Consider the following 19,574-nt stretch of genomic DNA (forward strand, 5'->3'; position numbering starts at 1 on the left):
TTGCCGGTTATAAGCCGCCATATCGACGGGCGCGCCGCTGGTATTCTTGTATAGCTTCATAGAAGTGTAATTCGTTGAATTCCGGCCAGCACAAATCCGTAAACCAGAGCTCCGAGTAAGCTAGCTGCCAAAGCATAAAGTTGCTGATGCGAAGCTCACCGCTGGTTCGGATTAACAAGTCCGGATCGGGGAGTGGATCGGTCAGCAAATAGCTTGAAAACATGGACTCGCTGATGTCCTCCGGCCGTATCTTGCCTGCCTGGGCATCCTTCACCAGCTGCTGTACGCCAGCTAGCATCTCCTTGCGGCTTCCGTAATTCAGAGCAAAGTTAAGAATAAGTCCATCATTATTTTTCGTTCGATCGATCGCGTCCTGAACCGCCTTAAGCGTGTAATCCGGCAAATCCTGGGACCAGCCCGTCATCCGAATCTGCACATTGTTGGCTACAAGCTCATCAATCTCTTTAGGAAAAAACTCCAGCGGAAGCTTCATCAGGTATTCGACCTCTTCCTTCGGCCTTTTCCAGTTTTCCGTGGAAAAAGCGTACATCGTGAGCACCCGAACGCCGATGTCGTTTGCCGCCATCGTTATTTTTTTCACGTTTTTCATACCGGAATGATGCCCTGCTATCCGCGGCAGCCCGCGTTTTTGCGCCCATCGGCCGTTACCATCCATTATAACGGCCACATGGCTCGGAATATTGTCGGAATCCAGCCCTTGGGCCGCTTCCGCCTTATCCGTCTTCCCGCCGAACCACTTTACAAATGGTTTCATTGCCAATCCTCCATCAGGAAAGACTAAAAGACTAAAAGCCCCCTCAAAAAAGGGGGTCTTTGCCCATTACACTTCCATGATTTCTTTTTCTTTTGCTTGCAGCGTCTTGTCAACTTCAGCAATAAACTTATCGGTAGCTTTCTGTATGTCTTCCTGGTGGCCGCGCGATTCATCCTCGGACATCCCTGCGGTTTTCTCCAGTTTCTTGATCTCGTCATTCGCATCGCGCCGGATATTACGGATAGCAACCTTGGCTTCCTCGCCGGATTTGCGGGTCATCTTCACCAGATCCGCGCGCCGTTCTTCGGTCAAAGCCGGAATAACGATGCGGATGCTGCTTCCGTCATTGGACGGGTTCAGACCGAGATCCGATTTTAGAATGGCTTTCTCAATAGCCGACATCGAGCTTTTATCCCAAGGCTGTATCATCAGCGTCCGGGAATCGGGCGTATTGATGTTGGCCAGCTGATTGACCGGCGTCATGGCTCCGTAGTACTCGACCTGTACGCGGTCCAGCAGCGCCGGCGTCGCACGGCCTGCGCGCAGCGACAGCAGCTCTTTTTTCAACGAAGCGATGGCTTTATCCATGCGCTCTTCGGCATTTTTTTTAATGGTTTGAGGCATTGGCTACACACTCCCTTTTACAATGGTGCCGATTTTCTCCCCGAGCACGACGCGCTTGATATTGCCGCTTTCTGTAATCGAAAAGACGATCAGCGGGATATTGTTGTCCATACACAGTGAAGAAGCCGTCGAATCCATTACCCCAAGGTTCTTGTTCAGCACCTCGAGATAGGTAAGCGTTTCGAACTTTTCCGCGCTTGGATCCTTGAAAGGATCTGCGGAATAAACGCCATCCACTTTATTTTTAGCCATCAGAATGACTTCCGCCTCAATCTCGGCAGCGCGAAGCGCGGCTGTCGTATCGGTGGAGAAGTAAGGATTTCCCGTGCCAGCCGCAAAAATGACGACACGGCCCTTCTCCAGATGCCGGATAGCTCTGCGCCTGATATAAGGCTCGGCCACCTGCTGCATATTGATGGAGGATTGTACGCGTGTCGGAACGCCGATCGTCTCCAGCGCGTCTTGGAGGGCAAGGGAATTCATCACGGTAGCTAGCATACCCATATAATCAGCTGTCGCCCGGTCTATGCCTTTGGCGCTGCCCGCGATCCCTCTCCAGATGTTGCCTCCGCCTACGACGATGGCAACCTCGACTTGAAGATCGATCACTTCTTTCACCTGTTGAGCAATGGAGCTGATCATCTCCGAATCAATTCCGTAGCCTTGCTGCCCTGCCAAAGCTTCACCGCTTAATTTCAATACGACTCTTTTAAAAATCGGACGTTCCAAAGCCACATACCTCCCTTTCGTTCAAACGTATTTCCCTTACTTGACAAACAGGGAACACGTCGGTGTCCCCTGCATGATTGTAGACTATATAACTTACTGCTTCATTTGGTTCATAACTTCTTCAGCGAAGTTTTCCTGTTTCTTCTCCAGGCCTTCTCCAAGCTCGTAACGAACGAAGCGGCGGATCGAAAGATTTTCGCCGATAGTGGCGATTTTCTCTTTCAGAACCTGCTCAACCGTTTTATCCGGATCTTTGATGAACGGCTGCTCAAGCAAACAGTATTCTTCATAGTACTTAGCCAGACGGCCTTCGACGATCTTTTCTACGATTTTCTCCGGTTTGCCTTCGTTCAGCGCCTGGTTAGTCAGGATTTCGCGCTCTTTATCCAGTGCGTCCTGAGGAACTTCTTCACGGCGAATGAATTTAGGGCTCGACGCTGCGATGTGAAGGGCTACGTCGCGAACGAAAGTTTTGAACTGATCGTTCTTTGCAACGAAGTCGGTTTCACTGTTAACCTCTACCAATACGCCGATCTTGCCGCCGGCATGGATGTAGGATTCGATCATGCCTTCGGTAGCGACGCGATCGGATTTTTTAGCCGCAGCGGCCAACCCTTTTTCACGCAGAAGCTCGGAAGCTTTTGTCAAATCGCCGTTTGCTTCTTCAAGCGCTTTTTTGCAGTCGAGCATACCTGCTCCTGTTTTTTCACGCAACTCTTTTACTGCTGCCGCATTTACTGCCATAGTTGGGCCTCCTTAATTTTCACCTTATTTGGAATATTAGCCTTAAAAAAAGGGCGGTGAAAGGATTTTGCACCTTTGAACCACCCTTCTCGTATTCGCACATTATGTGGATTAAGCTGTTGTTTGCTCGCCTTGGTGAGCTTCGATAACAGCGTCAGCCATTTTGGCTGTCAGCAGTTTTACCGCACGGATCGCATCGTCATTACCAGGAATGACATAGTCGATTTCGTCCGGATCGCAGTTCGTATCAACGATACCTACGATCGGAATACCGAGCTTGCGAGCTTCTGCTACGGCAATACGCTCTTTACGAGGATCGATGACGAACAATGCGCTCGGCAGACCCTTCATATGCTTGATACCGCCCAGGAATTTCTCAAGACGATCCTTTTCCTTGCGGAGAATGATAACTTCTTTCTTAGGAAGAACGTCGAATGTACCATCGACTTCCCATTTGTCAAGTTCATGCAGACGGTTGATCCGTTGTTGAATTGTGGAGAAGTTCGTCAACGTACCGCCGAGCCAGCGTTGGTTGATGTAGAACTGTCCGCTGCGCTCCGCTTCTTCCTTCACGGAGTCTTGAGCTTGCTTCTTGGTGCCGACGAACAGAATCGTTCCGTTCTCTTCGGCCACGGATCTGACGAAGTTATAAGCTTCCTCAACCTTTTTGACCGTTTTTTGCAGGTCGATAATATAAATTCCGTTTCTTTCGGTGAAGATGTAACGATCCATTTTAGGGTTCCAGCGACGGGTTTGGTGACCGAAATGTACACCAGCCTCGAGCAGCTGTTTCATGGAGATTACTGCCATCCTCACGCACCTCCTCAAATATAGTTGTTTTGGTACCTCCGCTCGATATCATCTTCACGATGAAACTTCCAGATTATTGTCGGAGCCGCACGATAACATGCAGCTGCCGCAACGCGGAAGCACCCTCATCGGAATTCATCGGCGTGTGGATTTTTACACCGAGGAATACTATACCATAAGTCTCATTAGGTTGCAACTAAACTTACGAGCCCGTTCGTCATAAACGAACAAAACATGCCGCCGCTCTTATTTGACTGTCAAGCCTGTGATGATCTGCTCAATCGTTTGCGGACCTTTAAATTCATGGGCCCCGGTAATGATGCTGCCGGTCAGCTGCCGCTTGCGCATCTCATCCTCGAAGGCTTTCTTGTCAGAGATCAGCCCGCTTTGAAGAAGCATGTCCGACACCTGCCAAAGCACCATTCCGCTTTGTACATAGATATACACATCCTTCGCGGGTTCGACAGCCTTCAGCTTCTCTCTCTCTTCGGCGATCCGCTGACCGATCAGCTCGTCCACCTCGGGCTGCAGATAAATCTTGACGTCCTTCCCGTACACCTGATAATGAACGGCTGCGGCCTCTCTCAGCTGCTCACGGGTCATCTTCTCCGCTGCGGGCGAGCCGGACGAAGGCTCCACAAGCCCGTCTCTTGAGAGAGAGCTGGCACTGGGAGCCGCGTTCATCAGCTGGAGTAGAACGGCGCCGGCGATCATACCGCTGCCCAAGCCGTAGAAGAGCGATTTTTTATTCGACATCTTCGTTCTCCTCCTGTTTCGCCAGCTGCAGGATCAAGGCGATTTCCCCCTTATTCATGCCCAGTTTTTTGGCGATCGCGTCCGAGGACTTACCTTGATCGTACAATAGAAAGAGCTCTGCATACCGCTGTCTGATCTTCAAGGGCTTCTCCCGGGCTTCCGGCCTGCCGGCCGCCTCCTCGATTCCCTCTTCAGAAACGGGGCCAGAGGCAGCCTGAGGGGCGGGAACCTGCTTGGAAGGAACCTCTGAAACGGGCGCCCCTATAGGCTCCACAGGAACGCCCTGCGCGATCAAGGACGGGCTGCTTTGCTGCTTCTGAATCTGCTCGGTCATAAAGCCAACCCGGCTCAGCTCGGATTGCAGCTGCAGATTGTGCTTCTCCAGCGTCTCCACCCGGCTGGCCAGCTTGGCAGAATGAGTCTCGTAGTCTTTCTTTGTATCCGTGAATAACTGGACGATCGCCTTGTTCTGCTCCTCAAGCTCCACAGCGAAATGATCCATGGCGCTCTCGACTTCCTTCATCATCTCGGGGCTTTCCCTTCTGGGCGAAGGCGATGCATCCCGCGGCAGCAAGCGCGCATAGACGATAAGAAGGAGACCGAACAACACAATGTACACCCAGGGCTGGTTCAAAATCGATCACCTAATTTCACAACAAAATGTCAAAGCGAAATATCAATATGATGTCCCTTGTAAGGATGACCGTCATGGGGAGGCGGCGACGCGCTGTCGGTTCCGGCTTGCCCGCGCTTCTTAGCGCCCGAGGGGTTCTTATCCTGCTTTCCGCCATATCCCCCGTCACGATCTGCGGCCATGCGGCTCGTCTCATCCGTCTTCGAGCTGATACGTCGCTGCTCAAGCAGCTGCTTCTCCGACTCCTGGGACAGCGCTGCCTGATCCTGAACCGGTTTGTTCATCATTTGCTGCTGCTTGAAACCGGCATCCTCATTTTTGTGCAGAGCAAACTGCATCTCGACCGCTTTCATACTCATCCGGCATTCCTCCCGGCCTGCTAATGAATGGGCATCATGGCGATGTCGCCGTCAACTAACTGAAATTTCACGCGTGGCGACGTATCCTTGATGAATTTCGTGTACCGTCCGATAACGATCTTCGTTCCGCTGAACACATTGCCGATGACTTCCACCTTAGCCCTCTCGGAATCCTCCAAGGATTTTTCGATTTCGAGTATACGATCCTTGGCGCCGGACATCTCTTCCGCTACTTGCTTTTTGGTATGGTTCAGCTTGATCCGCATTCCAACCTTATCCGGGGTCAGATGCCCCACGGCTGCAAGCTGGTCGAGCAATGCAAGCGCTTTATCCGTCTTATCGTAATTTTCATTCAACGCTCTCAGGTTGGTGCGCAGCTGCTGCAGCTCGTTGCGAAGCTCCGGCAGAACACCGACCTCGATGACGGTAACCGTAGACATGGCGTTGCCGACCGTTCGTCCGACCACACATTCCCCGGCTTGAATCTGTCCTCCGACGATCAACCCTTTGGTCCCCTTACAGATTACATATTTACCCGCCCGGATCTGAGAGTGCATGATGCTCTGGTTCGCGAACACTTCTTCGCCCGCTTCAACCGTAGCATCCTGAATAAATGAACACTTTATCCGGTTGCCGGCTCGGACCACGGCTTTGTTATGACCGAGGATACCGGCAGAAATCTCTATCGAGCCTCCTGCCTCCAGGTCAGCCCCATCCACATTGCCCGTAATCCGGATATCTCCCGAAGCTTTAATCCGAAAGCCCGGAAGCACGCTGCCGCGAACGACGACGGAGCCGACGAAGTCAATATTTCCGATATTGTAATCCACGTCGCCATTGACCTCGAATATGGGGAACACGTTAATTTTATCGCGGTCCGTTTTCGTCACCATACCGTCTATCGCAGCGTACATCGCGAGCTGCTCCGGGTCGGTAACGACGTTCTTGCCCAGCTTAAAACGGGCTTCCTTCCCATCCTTCGCGAAGATCGTCTCGCCGGTTACAGCCTTCCCCGGAACGCCCTGCCCCGCGGGTATGCGCTGTGCGATAAGCTGGCCCTTGCGCACGTTATGAATCGTTGTTACTTCTTTATAGTCAACCTTTCCGTCTTCCATCTCAAGCGGCGTTTTTTGGCTGTTCAGATCGAACAGCAGCCGGATTTGACCGTCGGCACCATTTTGCGGCGCCTGGCCGGTTGCTATGACCGTCTTGTTATAAAAAAACACGGAAGGATCTTTCACAATCTCGATTAATAGCGCTTCGTCCACACCATGAACGATATGATAGGATTTCAACAACTCTTGCAGCTGCTCCAGCGTAACTGTAAACCGTTCATCACAGTTCGTAAACTGAAGAAAAGCCGCAAGCTTATCATCGGATAAGTTAACATCCAAATAGTAGCTTAACGGCATCGTCATCTCGCCCATCATCATCCCCGCTTTCATCGCCTTAGTGTTGGAATAACTGCGATTTATGACGGCTCAAGGAACCTCGCAGCCTTAGTATCGCTTTGGAGTGCAACTGCGAGATCCTAGATGGGGAAAGACTCATTACCTCGGCAATCTCGCTTAAAGAAAGTTCTTCATAATAAAATAAGGATACGACAATTCGTTCTTTTTCTGTCAATCGCTCGATGGCTTGCGCCAGCGTGTCTTTTAAGTAGACATCGTTTACCGTGGATTCGGGATGCTTAGCTTTTTCGTCGATCAGAAGGGATAAACGGGTCTCTGCTTCTTCCTCCCGGATCGGCTCGTCCACGGAACAAACGGTCGTGACCGCAATATCCTGAACCATCTGCTGGAACTCGCCTTCGCTAACCTGCAAATACGCGCTCATTTCCGCATCGGTAACCGAACGGAGATACTGCTGCTCCAGCTTCTGGTAGCCTTCCTCGATTCTTTTGGCCTTCTCCCGCACGGAGCGGGGAACCCAGTCTCCTTGGCGAAGACCGTCGATTATCGCTCCGCGAATCCGCCAGGAAGCGTAGGTTTCAAACTGGAGCCCCCGCTCGTAATCAAATTTCTCGATCGCATCGATCAGCCCCATGACGCCATAGCTCGCGAGGTCTTCCTTCGATACGTTTTTGGGCAAGCCGATGGAAAGACGCCCGGATACATAATCAACCAATGGAAGATAGGTTTCGATTAACGTTTTTTTAGCCTCCAGCAAGCCGTCTTCTCTCCATTGCTTCCATTTCTCCATATTCGCCAAGTGTGATTTTTGCCCGATCATGAAGCATTTCACCACCTTTACTCTTCAGTCATTCGGCGAAGCGCTTGAGCCATTTCCCTGGGCGTATCATCAGGCGTCTCGCTGATCTTGGTCGACAACTTAGGCGGATTTAGCGGCGCAAACAAACTTTCTTCAGCCGGAGGAGCTGAGTCGTCGATCCGGTTCTTCAGCATCTGGTGAAGCTCCGCATCCTGATCGGGAGGCGTGATGGCATCGAAGGCGGTACCTTTGACTTCCTCACCCTCCACATCCTCGGAAGACAGCTCCCCAAGGCGCTCCAACCCGGCAAACGTACCCAGCAGCCAACGGAAAGCAAATACAAGAACGAATAGAATAGCAAAGCTATAGAAGCTTCTTAGCAGGGTCGTGAGCCATATGTTATTCCCGGCCGACATCGCAAAGGTAACGACAAATGCGATGGCGCCAACTATGAAATTCCATTTTACTGTTCCGATCATGGCTACAATTCCTTCACTCCGTGTTGAACGCTGCGGATAACCAGCACGCCGGTCACACAGTCGAATTCGATCGTTCTTCCATAATTGCCGCCCGTATCTTCCCCGAGGATCGGGATCTGGTAACGAGCCAGAACTTCCTTGCAGGATTCGACATTTCTGGGGCCGATCCGCATGGTATCCGATTGGCTGCCGAAGGCGAACATTTGCGCGCCCCCGGCCATCTTGGCAGCCATACGCCGGGCTTGCGCCCCGAGCTCTTCCATGAGACGGATCATCTCGGGAAGCGCCGTATCGGCGTATTTCGCAATATTAAGCTTGCCTTCTCTGGCAATCTCCGAAGTCGGCAGCATGACATGCGCCATGCCTGCCACTTTAGCCTTCGCATCGTACAGGGTCAATCCTACGCAGGAACCGAGCCCGGTCGTCTTCAATACTCCCGTCAGGTGAGTCACATGAAGATCGGCCATTCCGACTTTTATCATATTATCCTGGATCATGGGGTTTGCACTCCCAGGGCGATGAAAATCTTCTCGAACGATTCCGGATCGGGAATGAGGAAAAAATGTCCCTCCACTTCTTCCTGCCCGTCCAGAAACTTCGTATCGATCAACAGAGCCTGATCCCCCATCTGACCGAATTGAAGCAATCCATAGCTGAGAATCGCCCCGGCCATATCGATAGCCAGAGAAGGAACCGTTGGCTGCATGCTTAGATTGGTGAAATCGGCCAGGGAGCTTAAATAAGAGCCTGCCAATATGTTGCCGATCTCATTGAGGGCCGATAGCTCCATCTCCGTGTAGCCTTCGTCACTGACTACTTCGATGCCGACCAAGTTGCGGAGCAGCCGTTTGGCTGAGTCCAGACTTAGTATGAAAAACAAGTTGCCGGGCGTTTCTCCCTCGACCCGGAGAAAGATGGCAATGACGATCTGCTCCGCTCCGCCTACACTGTCTGCGACTTCTTCAAAAGGCACCATTCGCACCTTAGGTACGAGCATATCGACGGGCTTATCGAGAAGCTTGGACAGCGCGGTAGCCGCATGGCCGGCACCGATATTGCCAACCTCTTTCAAGACGTCCATTTGAAACTCCGCGAATGCGTTGAATCCTTCCACGCTCACTACTCCTCTGCGTTCTCCAATTGGACGATCTCGCTCTTATTCAAGACTTCTTGTAAATTAAGCAAAATGAGCAGACGGTTGTCGCCGACTTTGGCGATGCCATGCAAGTACTTGGCTTTAATACCACCGACGATATCGGGCGGATCATCGATATGATCGGAGTCAACGTCGATGACGTCGTTGGCCGAATCTACGATCAGGCCCACCTCGATATCGCCGACCGCTACGATAATGATCCGCGAATTATCCGTGTATTCACTCTCCGGGAAGCCGAAGCGTCCGCGCAGATCGATCACCGGGGTAACGACGCCCCGAAGATTAATAACGCCCTTTACGAATTCCGGCGTCTTAGGAACACGCGTCATCGGCTGCAGCCGTTCGATCGTCTTTACCTTCTCTACCTCTACGCCGTACTCCTCATGAGCAAGCGCAAATACGATGACCTTCATTTCTTGTCCCATACCCTTATCCTCCTTAAGTGATCGTATCGGCCCGCAGGTTACTTAATCAAAGCGTTCGTATCGATAATCAGCGCAACCTGCCCGTCCCCGAGTATCGTAGCTCCGGATGTGGCAAACAGGTTAGTCAAATATTTACCTAGCGTCTTGAGGACGATCTCCTGTTGTCCGATAAACTCGTCAACCACAAGCGCCGCCAGCTTCTCCCCTTTGCGGATGACGACAATCTGGGTATCCTCCGTTCCGTTATCCTCTTGGCCAGGCACATCGAACAACTCGGCAAGCGACACAAGCGGGATAACGGAATTGCGGTAGTTCACCATGCGATTGCCGTGTACGGAGCGGACTTGCTCCGCCTTCACGGCAGCCGTCTCCACAATCGATGAAAGCGGGATCGCATACTTCTCATTCTTGAGGCGAACCAGCATCGCGGAGATAATCGACAAGGTGAGCGGCAGCTGTACGGTCCACTTCGAGCCCACGCCGTAGGTAGACTCCACTTGAACGCGTCCGCCTAAGCTTTCGATTTTCGTCTTAACGACATCGAGGCCGACGCCGCGTCCTGAGATATCGGAAATTTTATCGGCTGTACTGAAGCCGGAAGCAAACAGCAGCGAGTACACCTCGTTATCGGACAAGCGAGATGCCTGTTCCTTGGTCACAACATTGTTTTGAATCGCTTTGTCCAGCACTTTATCCCGATTGATCCCGCGCCCGTTATCTTCAATCTCGATAAAGACATGGTTGCCGCTATGGTATGCGCGCAGATGAATCGTGCCCGTCTCCGGCTTACCTGCTGCGATCCGATCCGCCGTCGGCTCAAGTCCATGGTCGACCGCGTTGCGCAGCAGATGTACAAGGGGATCGCCGATTTCGTCGACGACCGTGCGGTCCATCTCCGTTTCAGCGCCGGTGATGATCAGATCCACCTTTTTATCCAGGTTCTTGGATACGTCGCGGATCATCCGCGGGAAGCGGTTAAACACCGTATCCACCGGTACCATTCTTAGCTTGAGCACAATGTTCTGAAGATCGCTGCTAACCCGGGCCATATGCTCAACCGTCTCGGTGAGATCGTTTTTCCGGATTTCGCTGGCCAGCTGCTCCAGCCGCACCCGATCGATCAGCAGCTCGCTGAACAGGTTCATCAGCGTATCGAGCCTCTCAATATCTACGCGGATCGTACGGCCCGCCACCGGCCCGCCCGAAGCCGCAGGCTTCTTCTCCACCGCTTTGACCGGCTCCGCCGCAGATGCTGCGGCGACTTCAGCCTGGGCAGCAGCCTGAGCAGCGGCTTGAGCTGTGCCGGCGGCAGGGGCGGCGGCAGACTGCAGACGCGCTGCAAGCGTTTCATGGTCTAGAGCGACAATGTCCACACGATCGATCTCGGAAACGCTGGAAACCTGGGCAGCCAGCTGATCTTTATCAACCTGGGAAATGTAATATACGGAAAATTTCTGATCAAATTTCTCCTGCTCGATATCCTCAACGGAAGGAAGCGATTTGATGACTTCGCCGTTCTGTTCCAGTACATTGAACACCATGTAGGCGCGTGCTGCCTTCAGCACGCAGTCCGGTCTGACCGACACTTCGACCCAGAATACCGGAATCCCCGCTTCGATGGACTGCTCGATGATCGAGAGCTGAAACTCATCCAGCTCCGCCGGGCCTCCTTGGACTGCCGAAGACGCGGCAGCTTCGGCTGCGCCTCCAGACGAGGCTTTCAAGTAATCGCCGGAAACGATCGTTTTCAAGGCGGCTACGACGGCTGTCACGTCTGCCTTGCCCGTTCCCCCTTGAATAATATCTTCAACCATGGTTTCCAGGGAATCGAGGCTTTTGAAAAGACAATCGAAAATGAACGAGTCCATTTTCAGCTTATGATTGCGAACCAGATCCAGCACGTTCTCCATCTCATGGGTAAGCGAGGCGATATCCTCGAATCCCATCGTAGCCGACATCCCCTTCAGGGTATGCGCAGAACGGAAAATATTTTGAACAATGCTGATATCCTCCGGACTGCTCTCGAGGCTTAACATATTCTCGTTGATCGCTTGCAAATGATCCTTGGACTCGTCAATAAACATCGAGAGATATTGATTCATCTCCATAAGCACACCTCCATCGTGGTCGTAAGTATGTCGTTCGTTTTAAGTGTCCTCCCTAAGACAGGCTTGCAACGCCGACTGCGGCTATCAGCTTGCCGGCAATGTCTTGCTGCGGCAATACGTGAGTCACGCCGTTCAACTCTACTGCAGCGCGAGGCATGCCGTAGACGATGCAAGTTTCTTCCGATTCCGCGATGGTAGTGGCGGCACCGGCATCGAGCAGAGCCTTCATGCCCTTGGCTCCGTCCGATCCCATCCCTGTCATGATGACGATATGACGTTTGAGCTCTCTAAGCGGCAGCAGGGATTCGAACAGGGCATCGACCGAAGGCCGGTGGCCTCCTCGGGGCTCATCCTTGCTGAGATGAATCCGGTATCCATTCTTCCCGTTTCGAGCTACAGCCATATGGAAACCTCCCGGCGCTACATAGGCTGAGCCGTTCTCCAGCTCCATGCCGTCCTCCGCCTCCATGACCTTTAGCCCGGATACCGAGTCAAGGCGCTGGGAAAGCGATCTGGTGAACTTTGGTGGCATATGCTGAACGATCAGAACAGGAGCCGCAAGCTCTCCCGGAAGTCCCGAAAGCACCTGATGAAGCGCTCTGGGTCCCCCAGTGGAAGTGCCGATGGCAACCAGTTGCTTCACCGGCTCCTGCCTGCGCTGGATCGATGCTCTGTCGGCAGCTGCCGCCGTCATCGCTTCAGGTCTGCGCGCCCGAGGCGGGGGGCCGGGTACATTCATTTGGCTTACGTCTGTCCGCCCGGGCAGCGCGCTTACCTGCTTCATCTTGGTACGTACAGCGGCGTTCAATTTCTCCAGAATCAGACTTTTCACTTTGTGAAGATCCAGCGAAATAGAGCCTGATGGTTTACCGACGAAATCGAACGCCCCCCACTCCAGCGCCTGGATCGTCTCGACGGCGCCTTCCTGCGTCAAGCTGCTGAGCATGATAACCGGGAGCGGACATTCTTTCATGATGATCCGAAGAGCCTCCAGGCCATTCATGACCGGCATTTCGATATCCAGCGTCACGGCATGCGGACGGTGTTTTTTAACGAATTCAACAGCTTCCTTCCCGTTCTTGGCTGTTCCAACGACCCGCATGGTCGGATCCTCGGCTATAAAGTCGGAGATCAGCTTTCTCATGAAGATGGAGTCATCGACGACCAGAACATCATACGGCTGTTGCATTGTACCACTCCTCTACGTTGTCGGTCGGGTATGAAGACCAGAAGCTGATTCTCTCAAGTACAACTTCCCAGACCGGCCGTTATTGCTTAAGCAGCCGGATCATCCGGTTCAAGAAGCCTTTAACCGCTGCTCCCTGATTGTCTGCGGGCATCTGGTTGGTCAGAAAATTGTTCGTCAGCTCGCTCAGCGACTTCGCAGCCGGACAATCCGGAAAGGCGATGGAAAAAGGCACCTGCTTCCTGACCGCCTTCGATACATGGCTGTCATCCATCACATATCCCAGCGTAGGAATGTCGATATTCATAAATTGCTTGGCCACCATACTGAGCTTATCCGCAGTCTGCCGTCCTTCTTTCCAGTCCAGCACGCGATTCACGACAAGACGGAAGCTGACCTCATAATCCATGGAATGCACCATTTTAATGATGGCGTATGCGTCGGTAATCGACGTCGGCTCGGGCGTCGTCACAACAATCGTTTCCTGAGCCGCCAAAATAAACTTCAGCGTTTCCTTGGACAGCCCAGCGCCCGTATCGAAAATAATAAAATCGACATGCCCGTTCAACTGACTTACCTGATCGGCGAAATAATCGAGTTCTTCCTCCGTTAGCCTGATCAGATCATTAAACCCGGAGCCTCCGGCAATAAATTGAAGCCCCAGCGGGCCGGTATGGATGATGTCCCACACCGTTTTTTCCCTTTTCAGCAAATGATACAAGTTATATTTGGAGGTAACCCCCATCAAGACGTCGATGTTCGCGAGCCCGATGTCGGCGTCGAAAACGAGCACCTTGTATCCCTTTTGCTGCAAGCCTAATGCAAAATTCAACGTAAAATTCGACTTGCCGACACCTCCCTTGCCGCTGGTAACCGTAAGAATGCGAGTCGACTTTTCGTCTTTCAAGACACTTTGATGTTTTATCAGGTTCCGAAGTTCTTGTGCCTGGTCGTTCATGGTTGCCGTTCCTCCAGAATCAGATCGATGATGTGCTGCTCTTGCAGAATTCGAATGTCGTCGGGTACGCTTTGTCCATTTGCAATGTAGGAAGGCCGCAGGCCGAACTCATGAACCAAGTTAGGAATGGCACCGTAGGAATCCGTTTCATCCATCTTGGTGAATAGCACCTTGTCCAGCTTGAATTTATGGAAGTTGCCGGTGATCGCCTTCATGTCCTTATATTTGGTCGTCAGGCTGAGCACAAGAAACGTTTCGCTCTTGCCGCTGGATCTCAATAAAGCATTCAGCTCGGAAACATACATCTCATTGCGGAAGTTGCGGCCTGCCGTATCCATGAAGATCAGATCGCAATCCTGCAGATTCTCGAAAGCTTTGGTCAAATCAAGCGGGGAAAACACGACCTCCAGCGGCACGTTCAGGATCGTTCCATAAGTCTTCAGCTGTTCAACCGCCGCAATCCGGTACGTATCCGAAGTAATGAAGCCCACTTTGCGCTGATACTTGAGCACCTGCTCAGCAGCCAGCTTGGCGATCGTCGTCGTTTTGCCTACCCCCGTCGGACCTACGAAATGCGCGATCCGCGTGTCCGGCTCGATGGACTTTACTCCTTCGCTGGCCAGAAGATCGGTCAGTTGGCGCTGCAGCGACTGCTTGACAAATTCATCGTTCAGCTCGGCTTCCTCATGCTCGGCCTCTTCGGCAACCGTTTCGAGCAGCTTGCGAACTAGTTCCGGCGTAACCTCCTGATCCAGCAGTCTGCTCTCATAACGAGCAAGACTTGGATTCGGTTCCTCGACCATTCCTGATTGATGTGACAGCCTCTGCATCATTTCTTTCATCTGCCTGATCTCATCCATCAGCATATCCTCTTTACCGCGGATCACGCCAGCCGCTTGCGAGAGCTCCACCGGCGCGGTCTGAGTCCGCTGAGCTGCCGGAGCTGCTGGAGCCGCCGACGGAGGCGCTGGTGGAGGCGATGACGTCGGTGCAGGGAACACATCAGGTACTTCCGGAAAAGCCATAGACAGCTTCTCTTCCCTGGTAGCGGCAGAGGCTTTCGGCTGAACCGGCAGCTGCGTTTGTCCGGAATTGGCTCCATAAGCCGCGGCCGCCGCCGGCTTAGGGGCAGTAGACATTCCGGAAAGCGTTGGCTGCAGCTCCCGGGAAGACGTTGTCCCCGGGTTCTTACTCGATGGTGCGGAAGAAGCATTATCCATCGCGGCAATGACTTCGATTCTCTTTTTAGAAAACAACCCGAGAAATCCGCCGGAGCGAATTTCTTTCGTATTGATAATGACTGCGTCCTTACCCAGATCGTTGCGGATTTTTTGCAGGGCATCCGGCATTGAATCGACTACGTATCGCTTCACTCTCATAAGTTAACGACCCCCATGCTCTGAATTTCCACGCTGGGCTCAAGCTCGCTGTAGGATAATACCGGAATGTCCTGCATCGTGCGCTCCAGCAGCTGACGCAAATACATGCGGATCGTCGGTGAAGTAAGAACGATCGGCTGCTGTCCGGATTGAAGCAGCTTCGTCACCTGGTCGGTAACCCGCTGATAAATAACCTGCGTCGAAGTCGGATCCAGCGACAGGTAACTGCCTTGATCGGATTGCTGGACCGACTCGGCGATTTTTTTCTCCAGATTCGGCCCTACCGTAATAACCTTGAGCGAATCCCCGCTTGTCGTATACTGCTGAGTGATTTGGCGGGACAGTGCCTGGCGCACGTACTCGGTTAAAATATCGGGATCTTTCGTGTAGGTTCCATAATCGGCTAACGTCTCCAGGATCGTTACGAGATCGCGTACCGATATTTTCTCGCGAAGCAGCTTGACCAGCACCTTCTGCACATCCCCGAGCGTCAAGACATTCGGGATCAGCTCGTCCACGAGAGCCGGGTAGCTTTCCCTGACATTCTCGATAAGCGACTTGGTCTCCTGGCGGCCAAGCAGCTCGTGCGCATGCTTCTTGATAATTTCAGTCAAATGTGTGGCTACGACGGACGGCGGATCAACGACGGTATAGCCCGAAAGCTCCGCGCGTTCCTTCGTCGGCTCGTCAATCCATAGCGCTGGAAGGCCGAAGGCGGGCTCCAGCGTATCGATGCCCGTAATGGAATCATCGTCGAAGCCTGGACTCATAGCCAGGTAATGACCGAGCAGCAGATCGCCCCGAGCCACAATATTGCCTTTGATCTTGATGATATATTCATTCGGTCTTAATTGGATATTATCCCGAATCCGAATGACCGGAACGACGACGCCAAGCTCCAGCGCACACTGCCTGCGGATGAGAATAATCCGGTCAAGCAGATCGCCGCCCTGCTGCGTATCCGCAAGAGGGATAAGTCCGTAGCCGAATTCGAACTCGATCGGATCGACATTGAGCAAGCTGATAACGCTCTCGGGACTTCTCACTTCTTCGATTTGCTGCTCTTCTTCAAGCTGCACCTCTTCTTCCTGCTTGCGCTGCATCGTCTGGGTCATCCGGTAGCCGGCAAAGGCCAGCAGCGCCGCTATCGGGGCCGTTGTCCAGAAATGAATCGGCGTGAACAAGCCAAGCGCTGCTACCGTACCAGCCGCGATGTAGAGCAGCTTAGGGTACGAGAATAACTGACCGGTCAAGTCATGCGCCAAGTTGCCGTCTGACGCGGCACGGGTCACAATAATACCGGCAGCCGTCGAGATGAGAAGCGCAGGGATCTGGCTGACGAGTCCGTCCCCGATCGTCATGATCGAGTATTTCTCCCCCGCCTCCGCGAAGCTCATCCCCTTCATGGCTACCCCGATGATCAGGCCGCCGACGATATTGATCAACAGCATGATGATGCCCGCGATCGCATCCCCTTTGACGAACTTGCTCGCACCGTCCATGGCTCCGTAGAAATCGGCCTCGCGGGAGATTTTCTCACGCCGCTCTTTGGCCTGCTGCTCATTAATCATGCCCGCGTTCAGGTCCGCGTCAATGCTCATCTGCTTACCCGGCATGGCGTCGAGAGTGAATCTTGCCGCTACTTCGGCAACGCGCTCGGAACCTTTGGTAATGACGATAAATTGTACGAGTACGAGAATGATAAACACGACGAAACCGACAACCAGGTTGCCTGCCGCGACGAAAGAACCAAAGGTTTCGACCACATTACCGGCATCCGCATGAGCGAGGATGTTCCGGGTTGTTGAAACGTTCAACGCCAGCCTGAATAACGTTGTAATCAGAAGTAAGGATGGAAAGATAGAAAATTGCAGCGCATCGGTTGTATTCATTCCGACCAGGATAATAATCAGCGCTAGCGTAATGTTCATAATGAGCAGAAAATCCAGCAGCCATATCGGGAGCGGAACGACCATCATGAGAATGATGCCGATTACGCCGATTAGAACGACAAAGTCTCTTGGTTTCAAAGCCGGTGCCCCCTTCCCTAGCATGAGCGCTTAGCGCTTCTTAGTTGGCTTTGCCTTTCAGCTTGTATACATAGGCCAATACTTCGGCCACGGCCTGAAACAAATCAGCGGGTATCGCCTCTCCAATGTCCACCTGAGCGTAGAGGGCGCGAGCGAGCGGTTTGTTTTCAATCGTGGTAACGCCGTGTTCCTTGGCAGCCTGCTTGATCTTTAGCGCAATGTAATCCGAGCCCTTGGCAATGACGGTCGGAGCCTGCATCTTGGAGCCGTCATATTGCAGCGCCACAGCGAAGTGTGTCGGGTTCGTGATGACAACATCGGCCTTCGGCACATCCTGCATCATCCGCTGCAAGGCCATACGCCGCTGCTTCTCGCGGATTTTTCCTTTGATCAGAGGATCGCCCTCCGACTTTTTGTACTCATCCTTAATGTCCTGCTTGGACATCTTCAGTCCTTTTTCATATTCATACTTCTGGTACATATAGTCGAACACAGCAAGTATGATCAAAACGGCTCCAATCTTCACACCCAGCATCAGCGTCAAGGAAGCGGTAAAGGATAAAATCTCCTCCAGAGGCAAATGGGCAAGCTGCAAAATATGCTCCCGCTCTCCCATCAAAGTCGAGTAGACCATATAGCCGATAATCGACATTTTCAGCATCGACTTCAAAAAGTCAACGACAGCCCGCATGGAGAAAAGCTTCTTGGCCCCTTCCAGCGGATTAATCTTCTTGAACTTCATCATCAGCGGGTCGCCGGTAACCAGAAAACCAATCTGCATATAATTTCCGGCAATCGCAATGATGACGGAGATTAAAAAGATCGGACCAACGATCAGCAGGATCTGAAAGGCAAGCTTTTCAAACAACACCATGATATTATCCACCGTTACGTTCAACAGCAGAAAATCGACATAGATGGACTTGAACATCCCGACCAGATGAGTTTTCATAAAACCGCCAAAAACGAAAAACGAGAGGAACGAGAAGAAAAGAATAAATGCCGCAGGCAACTCCATGCTTTTGGCTACCTGCCCTTTTTTTCTGGCATCCTGCTTTTTCTTGGGCGTCGCGGGTTCCGTCTTCTCTCCGGCAAACAGCTGAAGATCGAGCCGCAATCGATATGCCGGATTCGCCACGTCTATCCCTCCTGTCAAGATTGAAACAGTCCGAAAAAGCTTTTCATCTCTTCCATCATGTCTGCGAAAATATTAGTAAACAGCAGTTCGAACCCCGGGAACAGCAGCACGAGCATCAGCAGGCCCAGAAGGAGCTTGAGCGGAAGTCCAATGACGAAAATATTGAATTGCGGGGCCACCCGGGCCAGCAAGCCAAGACCGACATCGGTCAGAAACATCGCCACCACTAAGGGAGCCGCCATCTGGAAGCTTAGCGCGAAAACATCGGAAAACGTTCGGAACATAAAGTCGGAGATTTGTCCGCCATAGGTTCTCTCGAACAGGTCGTTGGAAAGCGGAATCCATTCGTAGCTGCGCATGATCGCTTCCAGCAAATAAAGATGCCCGTTCAAGGTTAAAAACAGCAGGGTCACGATCATAAATTTCAGGTTGCCAATAACCGGACTCTGCATGCCTGTCATCGGATCGATGACGTTCGCAATACCGAACCCCATCTGAATATCAATGAACCCCCCGGCAATCTGAACGACGGTAAAAAACATATAAGCGATAAAGCCCAAGCATAGTCCAGCCATGATCTCGCGAACGATCGACAGGATGTAAAGCCCGTCTATTACGATCCCGGCCTGGGCGCCCGCCCCGCTGAAGGCGATTAGCGCAATAAAGAAGGACAGTCCCAGCTTGAACGGCGTGGGCACATTACGGGCCGAGTAAATCGGCGCTACAAGAAAAAAGGAAGTGACCCGGCAAAAGACAAGCATATACGCTGGAAAGTAGGATAAGATCCATTCCATCTTCCGGGCCTACCCTACGAACTTGTAAAGATTGTTCAACAGGTTATAGGTGAAATCCATCAGCGTGTTCAATATCCATGGTCCGAATATCAGCACCGATAAGAGCACCAGTACAATTTTCGGAACAAAGGCCAGCGTTTGCTCCTGAATCTGTGTAGTCGCTTGGAATACGCTGATTATCAAGCCGGCAACAAGGGCGATCACCATCATCGGAGCGCTGGCCTTCAGCGTTGTGTATACAGCCTCGCCGGCCAACCGGATAATAAACTCCGTGCTCAA

Annotated in this window: 22 protein-coding genes; all 22 read right to left on the reverse strand. The window is 52.4% G+C overall.

The features are described 5' to 3' along the window. Positions 1-7: 7 nt before the first annotated feature. Entirely contained in the window at positions 8-775 is a 768-nt protein-coding gene (locus tag GSF01_RS12225; RefSeq protein ID WP_159884337.1) for an isoprenyl transferase, read from the reverse strand. Between the two features lie 66 nt (positions 776-841). After that, positions 842-1,399 (reverse strand): ribosome recycling factor, encoded by a 558-nt coding sequence (gene frr, locus GSF01_RS12230; RefSeq protein ID WP_159884339.1) that lies wholly within the window; start codon positions 1,397-1,399, stop codon positions 842-844. Between the two features lie 3 nt (positions 1,400-1,402). Next, positions 1,403-2,128: a UMP kinase gene (gene pyrH / locus GSF01_RS12235; protein ID WP_159884342.1), complete on the reverse strand. Its 726-nt coding sequence runs from the start codon at positions 2,126-2,128 to the stop codon at positions 1,403-1,405. 93 nt (positions 2,129-2,221) lie between these two features. Further along, on the reverse strand, positions 2,222-2,872 hold the full coding sequence (gene tsf / locus GSF01_RS12240; protein ID WP_159884344.1) for a translation elongation factor Ts: 651 nt from the start codon (positions 2,870-2,872) through the stop codon (positions 2,222-2,224). Between the two features lie 111 nt (positions 2,873-2,983). Beyond that, positions 2,984-3,682 (reverse strand): 30S ribosomal protein S2, encoded by a 699-nt coding sequence (rpsB, locus tag GSF01_RS12245; RefSeq protein WP_159884346.1) that lies wholly within the window; start codon positions 3,680-3,682, stop codon positions 2,984-2,986. Positions 3,683-3,928: 246 nt separating this feature from the next. After that, positions 3,929-4,438 (reverse strand): hypothetical protein, encoded by a 510-nt coding sequence (locus GSF01_RS12250; protein ID WP_159884348.1) that lies wholly within the window; start codon positions 4,436-4,438, stop codon positions 3,929-3,931. Next, positions 4,428-5,072: a hypothetical protein gene (locus GSF01_RS12255; RefSeq protein ID WP_235941422.1), complete on the reverse strand. Its 645-nt coding sequence runs from the start codon at positions 5,070-5,072 to the stop codon at positions 4,428-4,430. The genes GSF01_RS12250 and GSF01_RS12255 overlap by 11 nt, the downstream gene beginning before the upstream one ends. A gap of 29 nt (positions 5,073-5,101) precedes the next feature. After that, complete coding sequence (locus tag GSF01_RS12260) at positions 5,102-5,431, reverse strand: hypothetical protein (RefSeq protein WP_159884350.1); 330 nt, start codon at positions 5,429-5,431, stop codon at positions 5,102-5,104. 20 nt (positions 5,432-5,451) lie between these two features. Then, complete coding sequence (locus tag GSF01_RS12265) at positions 5,452-6,858, reverse strand: DUF342 domain-containing protein (protein ID WP_159884456.1); 1,407 nt, start codon at positions 6,856-6,858, stop codon at positions 5,452-5,454. 22 nt (positions 6,859-6,880) lie between these two features. Next, positions 6,881-7,663, reverse strand: a complete 783-nt coding sequence (locus GSF01_RS12270) for a FliA/WhiG family RNA polymerase sigma factor (protein WP_159884352.1) — start codon at positions 7,661-7,663, stop codon at positions 6,881-6,883. 17 nt (positions 7,664-7,680) lie between these two features. After that, on the reverse strand, positions 7,681-8,121 hold the full coding sequence (locus tag GSF01_RS12275) for a hypothetical protein (RefSeq protein ID WP_159884354.1): 441 nt from the start codon (positions 8,119-8,121) through the stop codon (positions 7,681-7,683). 2 nt (positions 8,122-8,123) lie between these two features. Then, positions 8,124-8,618, reverse strand: coding sequence for a chemotaxis protein CheD (locus GSF01_RS12280; protein ID WP_159884356.1), 495 nt, complete (start codon positions 8,616-8,618; stop codon positions 8,124-8,126). Next, complete coding sequence (locus tag GSF01_RS12285; RefSeq protein ID WP_159884458.1) at positions 8,615-9,202, reverse strand: chemotaxis protein CheC; 588 nt, start codon at positions 9,200-9,202, stop codon at positions 8,615-8,617. The genes GSF01_RS12280 and GSF01_RS12285 overlap by 4 nt, the downstream gene beginning before the upstream one ends. Positions 9,203-9,240: 38 nt before the next feature. Next, entirely contained in the window at positions 9,241-9,702 is a 462-nt protein-coding gene (locus tag GSF01_RS12290) for a chemotaxis protein CheW (RefSeq protein ID WP_159884358.1), read from the reverse strand. A 38-nt stretch (positions 9,703-9,740) separates the two neighbouring features. Then, positions 9,741-11,810: a chemotaxis protein CheA gene (locus tag GSF01_RS12295; RefSeq protein WP_159884360.1), complete on the reverse strand. Its 2,070-nt coding sequence runs from the start codon at positions 11,808-11,810 to the stop codon at positions 9,741-9,743. 52 nt (positions 11,811-11,862) lie between these two features. Next, positions 11,863-12,999, reverse strand: coding sequence for a protein-glutamate methylesterase/protein-glutamine glutaminase (locus GSF01_RS12300; RefSeq protein WP_159884362.1), 1,137 nt, complete (start codon positions 12,997-12,999; stop codon positions 11,863-11,865). 79 nt (positions 13,000-13,078) lie between these two features. Beyond that, on the reverse strand, positions 13,079-13,954 hold the full coding sequence (locus tag GSF01_RS12305; protein WP_159884364.1) for a MinD/ParA family protein: 876 nt from the start codon (positions 13,952-13,954) through the stop codon (positions 13,079-13,081). Beyond that, positions 13,951-15,333, reverse strand: a complete 1,383-nt coding sequence (gene flhF, locus GSF01_RS12310) for a flagellar biosynthesis protein FlhF (RefSeq protein ID WP_159884366.1) — start codon at positions 15,331-15,333, stop codon at positions 13,951-13,953. Before flhF ends, GSF01_RS12305 begins: the two co-directional genes overlap by 4 nt. Next, entirely contained in the window at positions 15,330-17,363 is a 2,034-nt protein-coding gene (gene flhA / locus GSF01_RS12315) for a flagellar biosynthesis protein FlhA (RefSeq protein WP_159884368.1), read from the reverse strand. The genes flhF and flhA overlap by 4 nt, the downstream gene beginning before the upstream one ends. Positions 17,364-17,403: 40 nt before the next feature. Continuing rightward, positions 17,404-18,501 (reverse strand): flagellar biosynthesis protein FlhB, encoded by a 1,098-nt coding sequence (flhB, locus tag GSF01_RS12320; protein WP_159884370.1) that lies wholly within the window; start codon positions 18,499-18,501, stop codon positions 17,404-17,406. Positions 18,502-18,515: 14 nt separating this feature from the next. Then, positions 18,516-19,295 carry a flagellar biosynthetic protein FliR gene (gene fliR / locus GSF01_RS12325; RefSeq protein WP_159884372.1) on the reverse strand — a complete coding sequence of 260 codons (780 nt, stop codon included), beginning with the start codon at positions 19,293-19,295 and terminating at the stop codon, positions 18,516-18,518. 9 nt (positions 19,296-19,304) lie between these two features. Then, positions 19,305-19,574 (reverse strand): flagellar biosynthesis protein FliQ, encoded by a 270-nt coding sequence (gene fliQ, locus GSF01_RS12330; RefSeq protein WP_159884374.1) that lies wholly within the window; start codon positions 19,572-19,574, stop codon positions 19,305-19,307.

The organism is Paenibacillus puerhi (assembly GCF_009846885.1).
Taxonomy (GTDB): Bacteria; Bacillota; Bacilli; order Paenibacillales; family NBRC-103111; genus Paenibacillus_G; species Paenibacillus_G puerhi.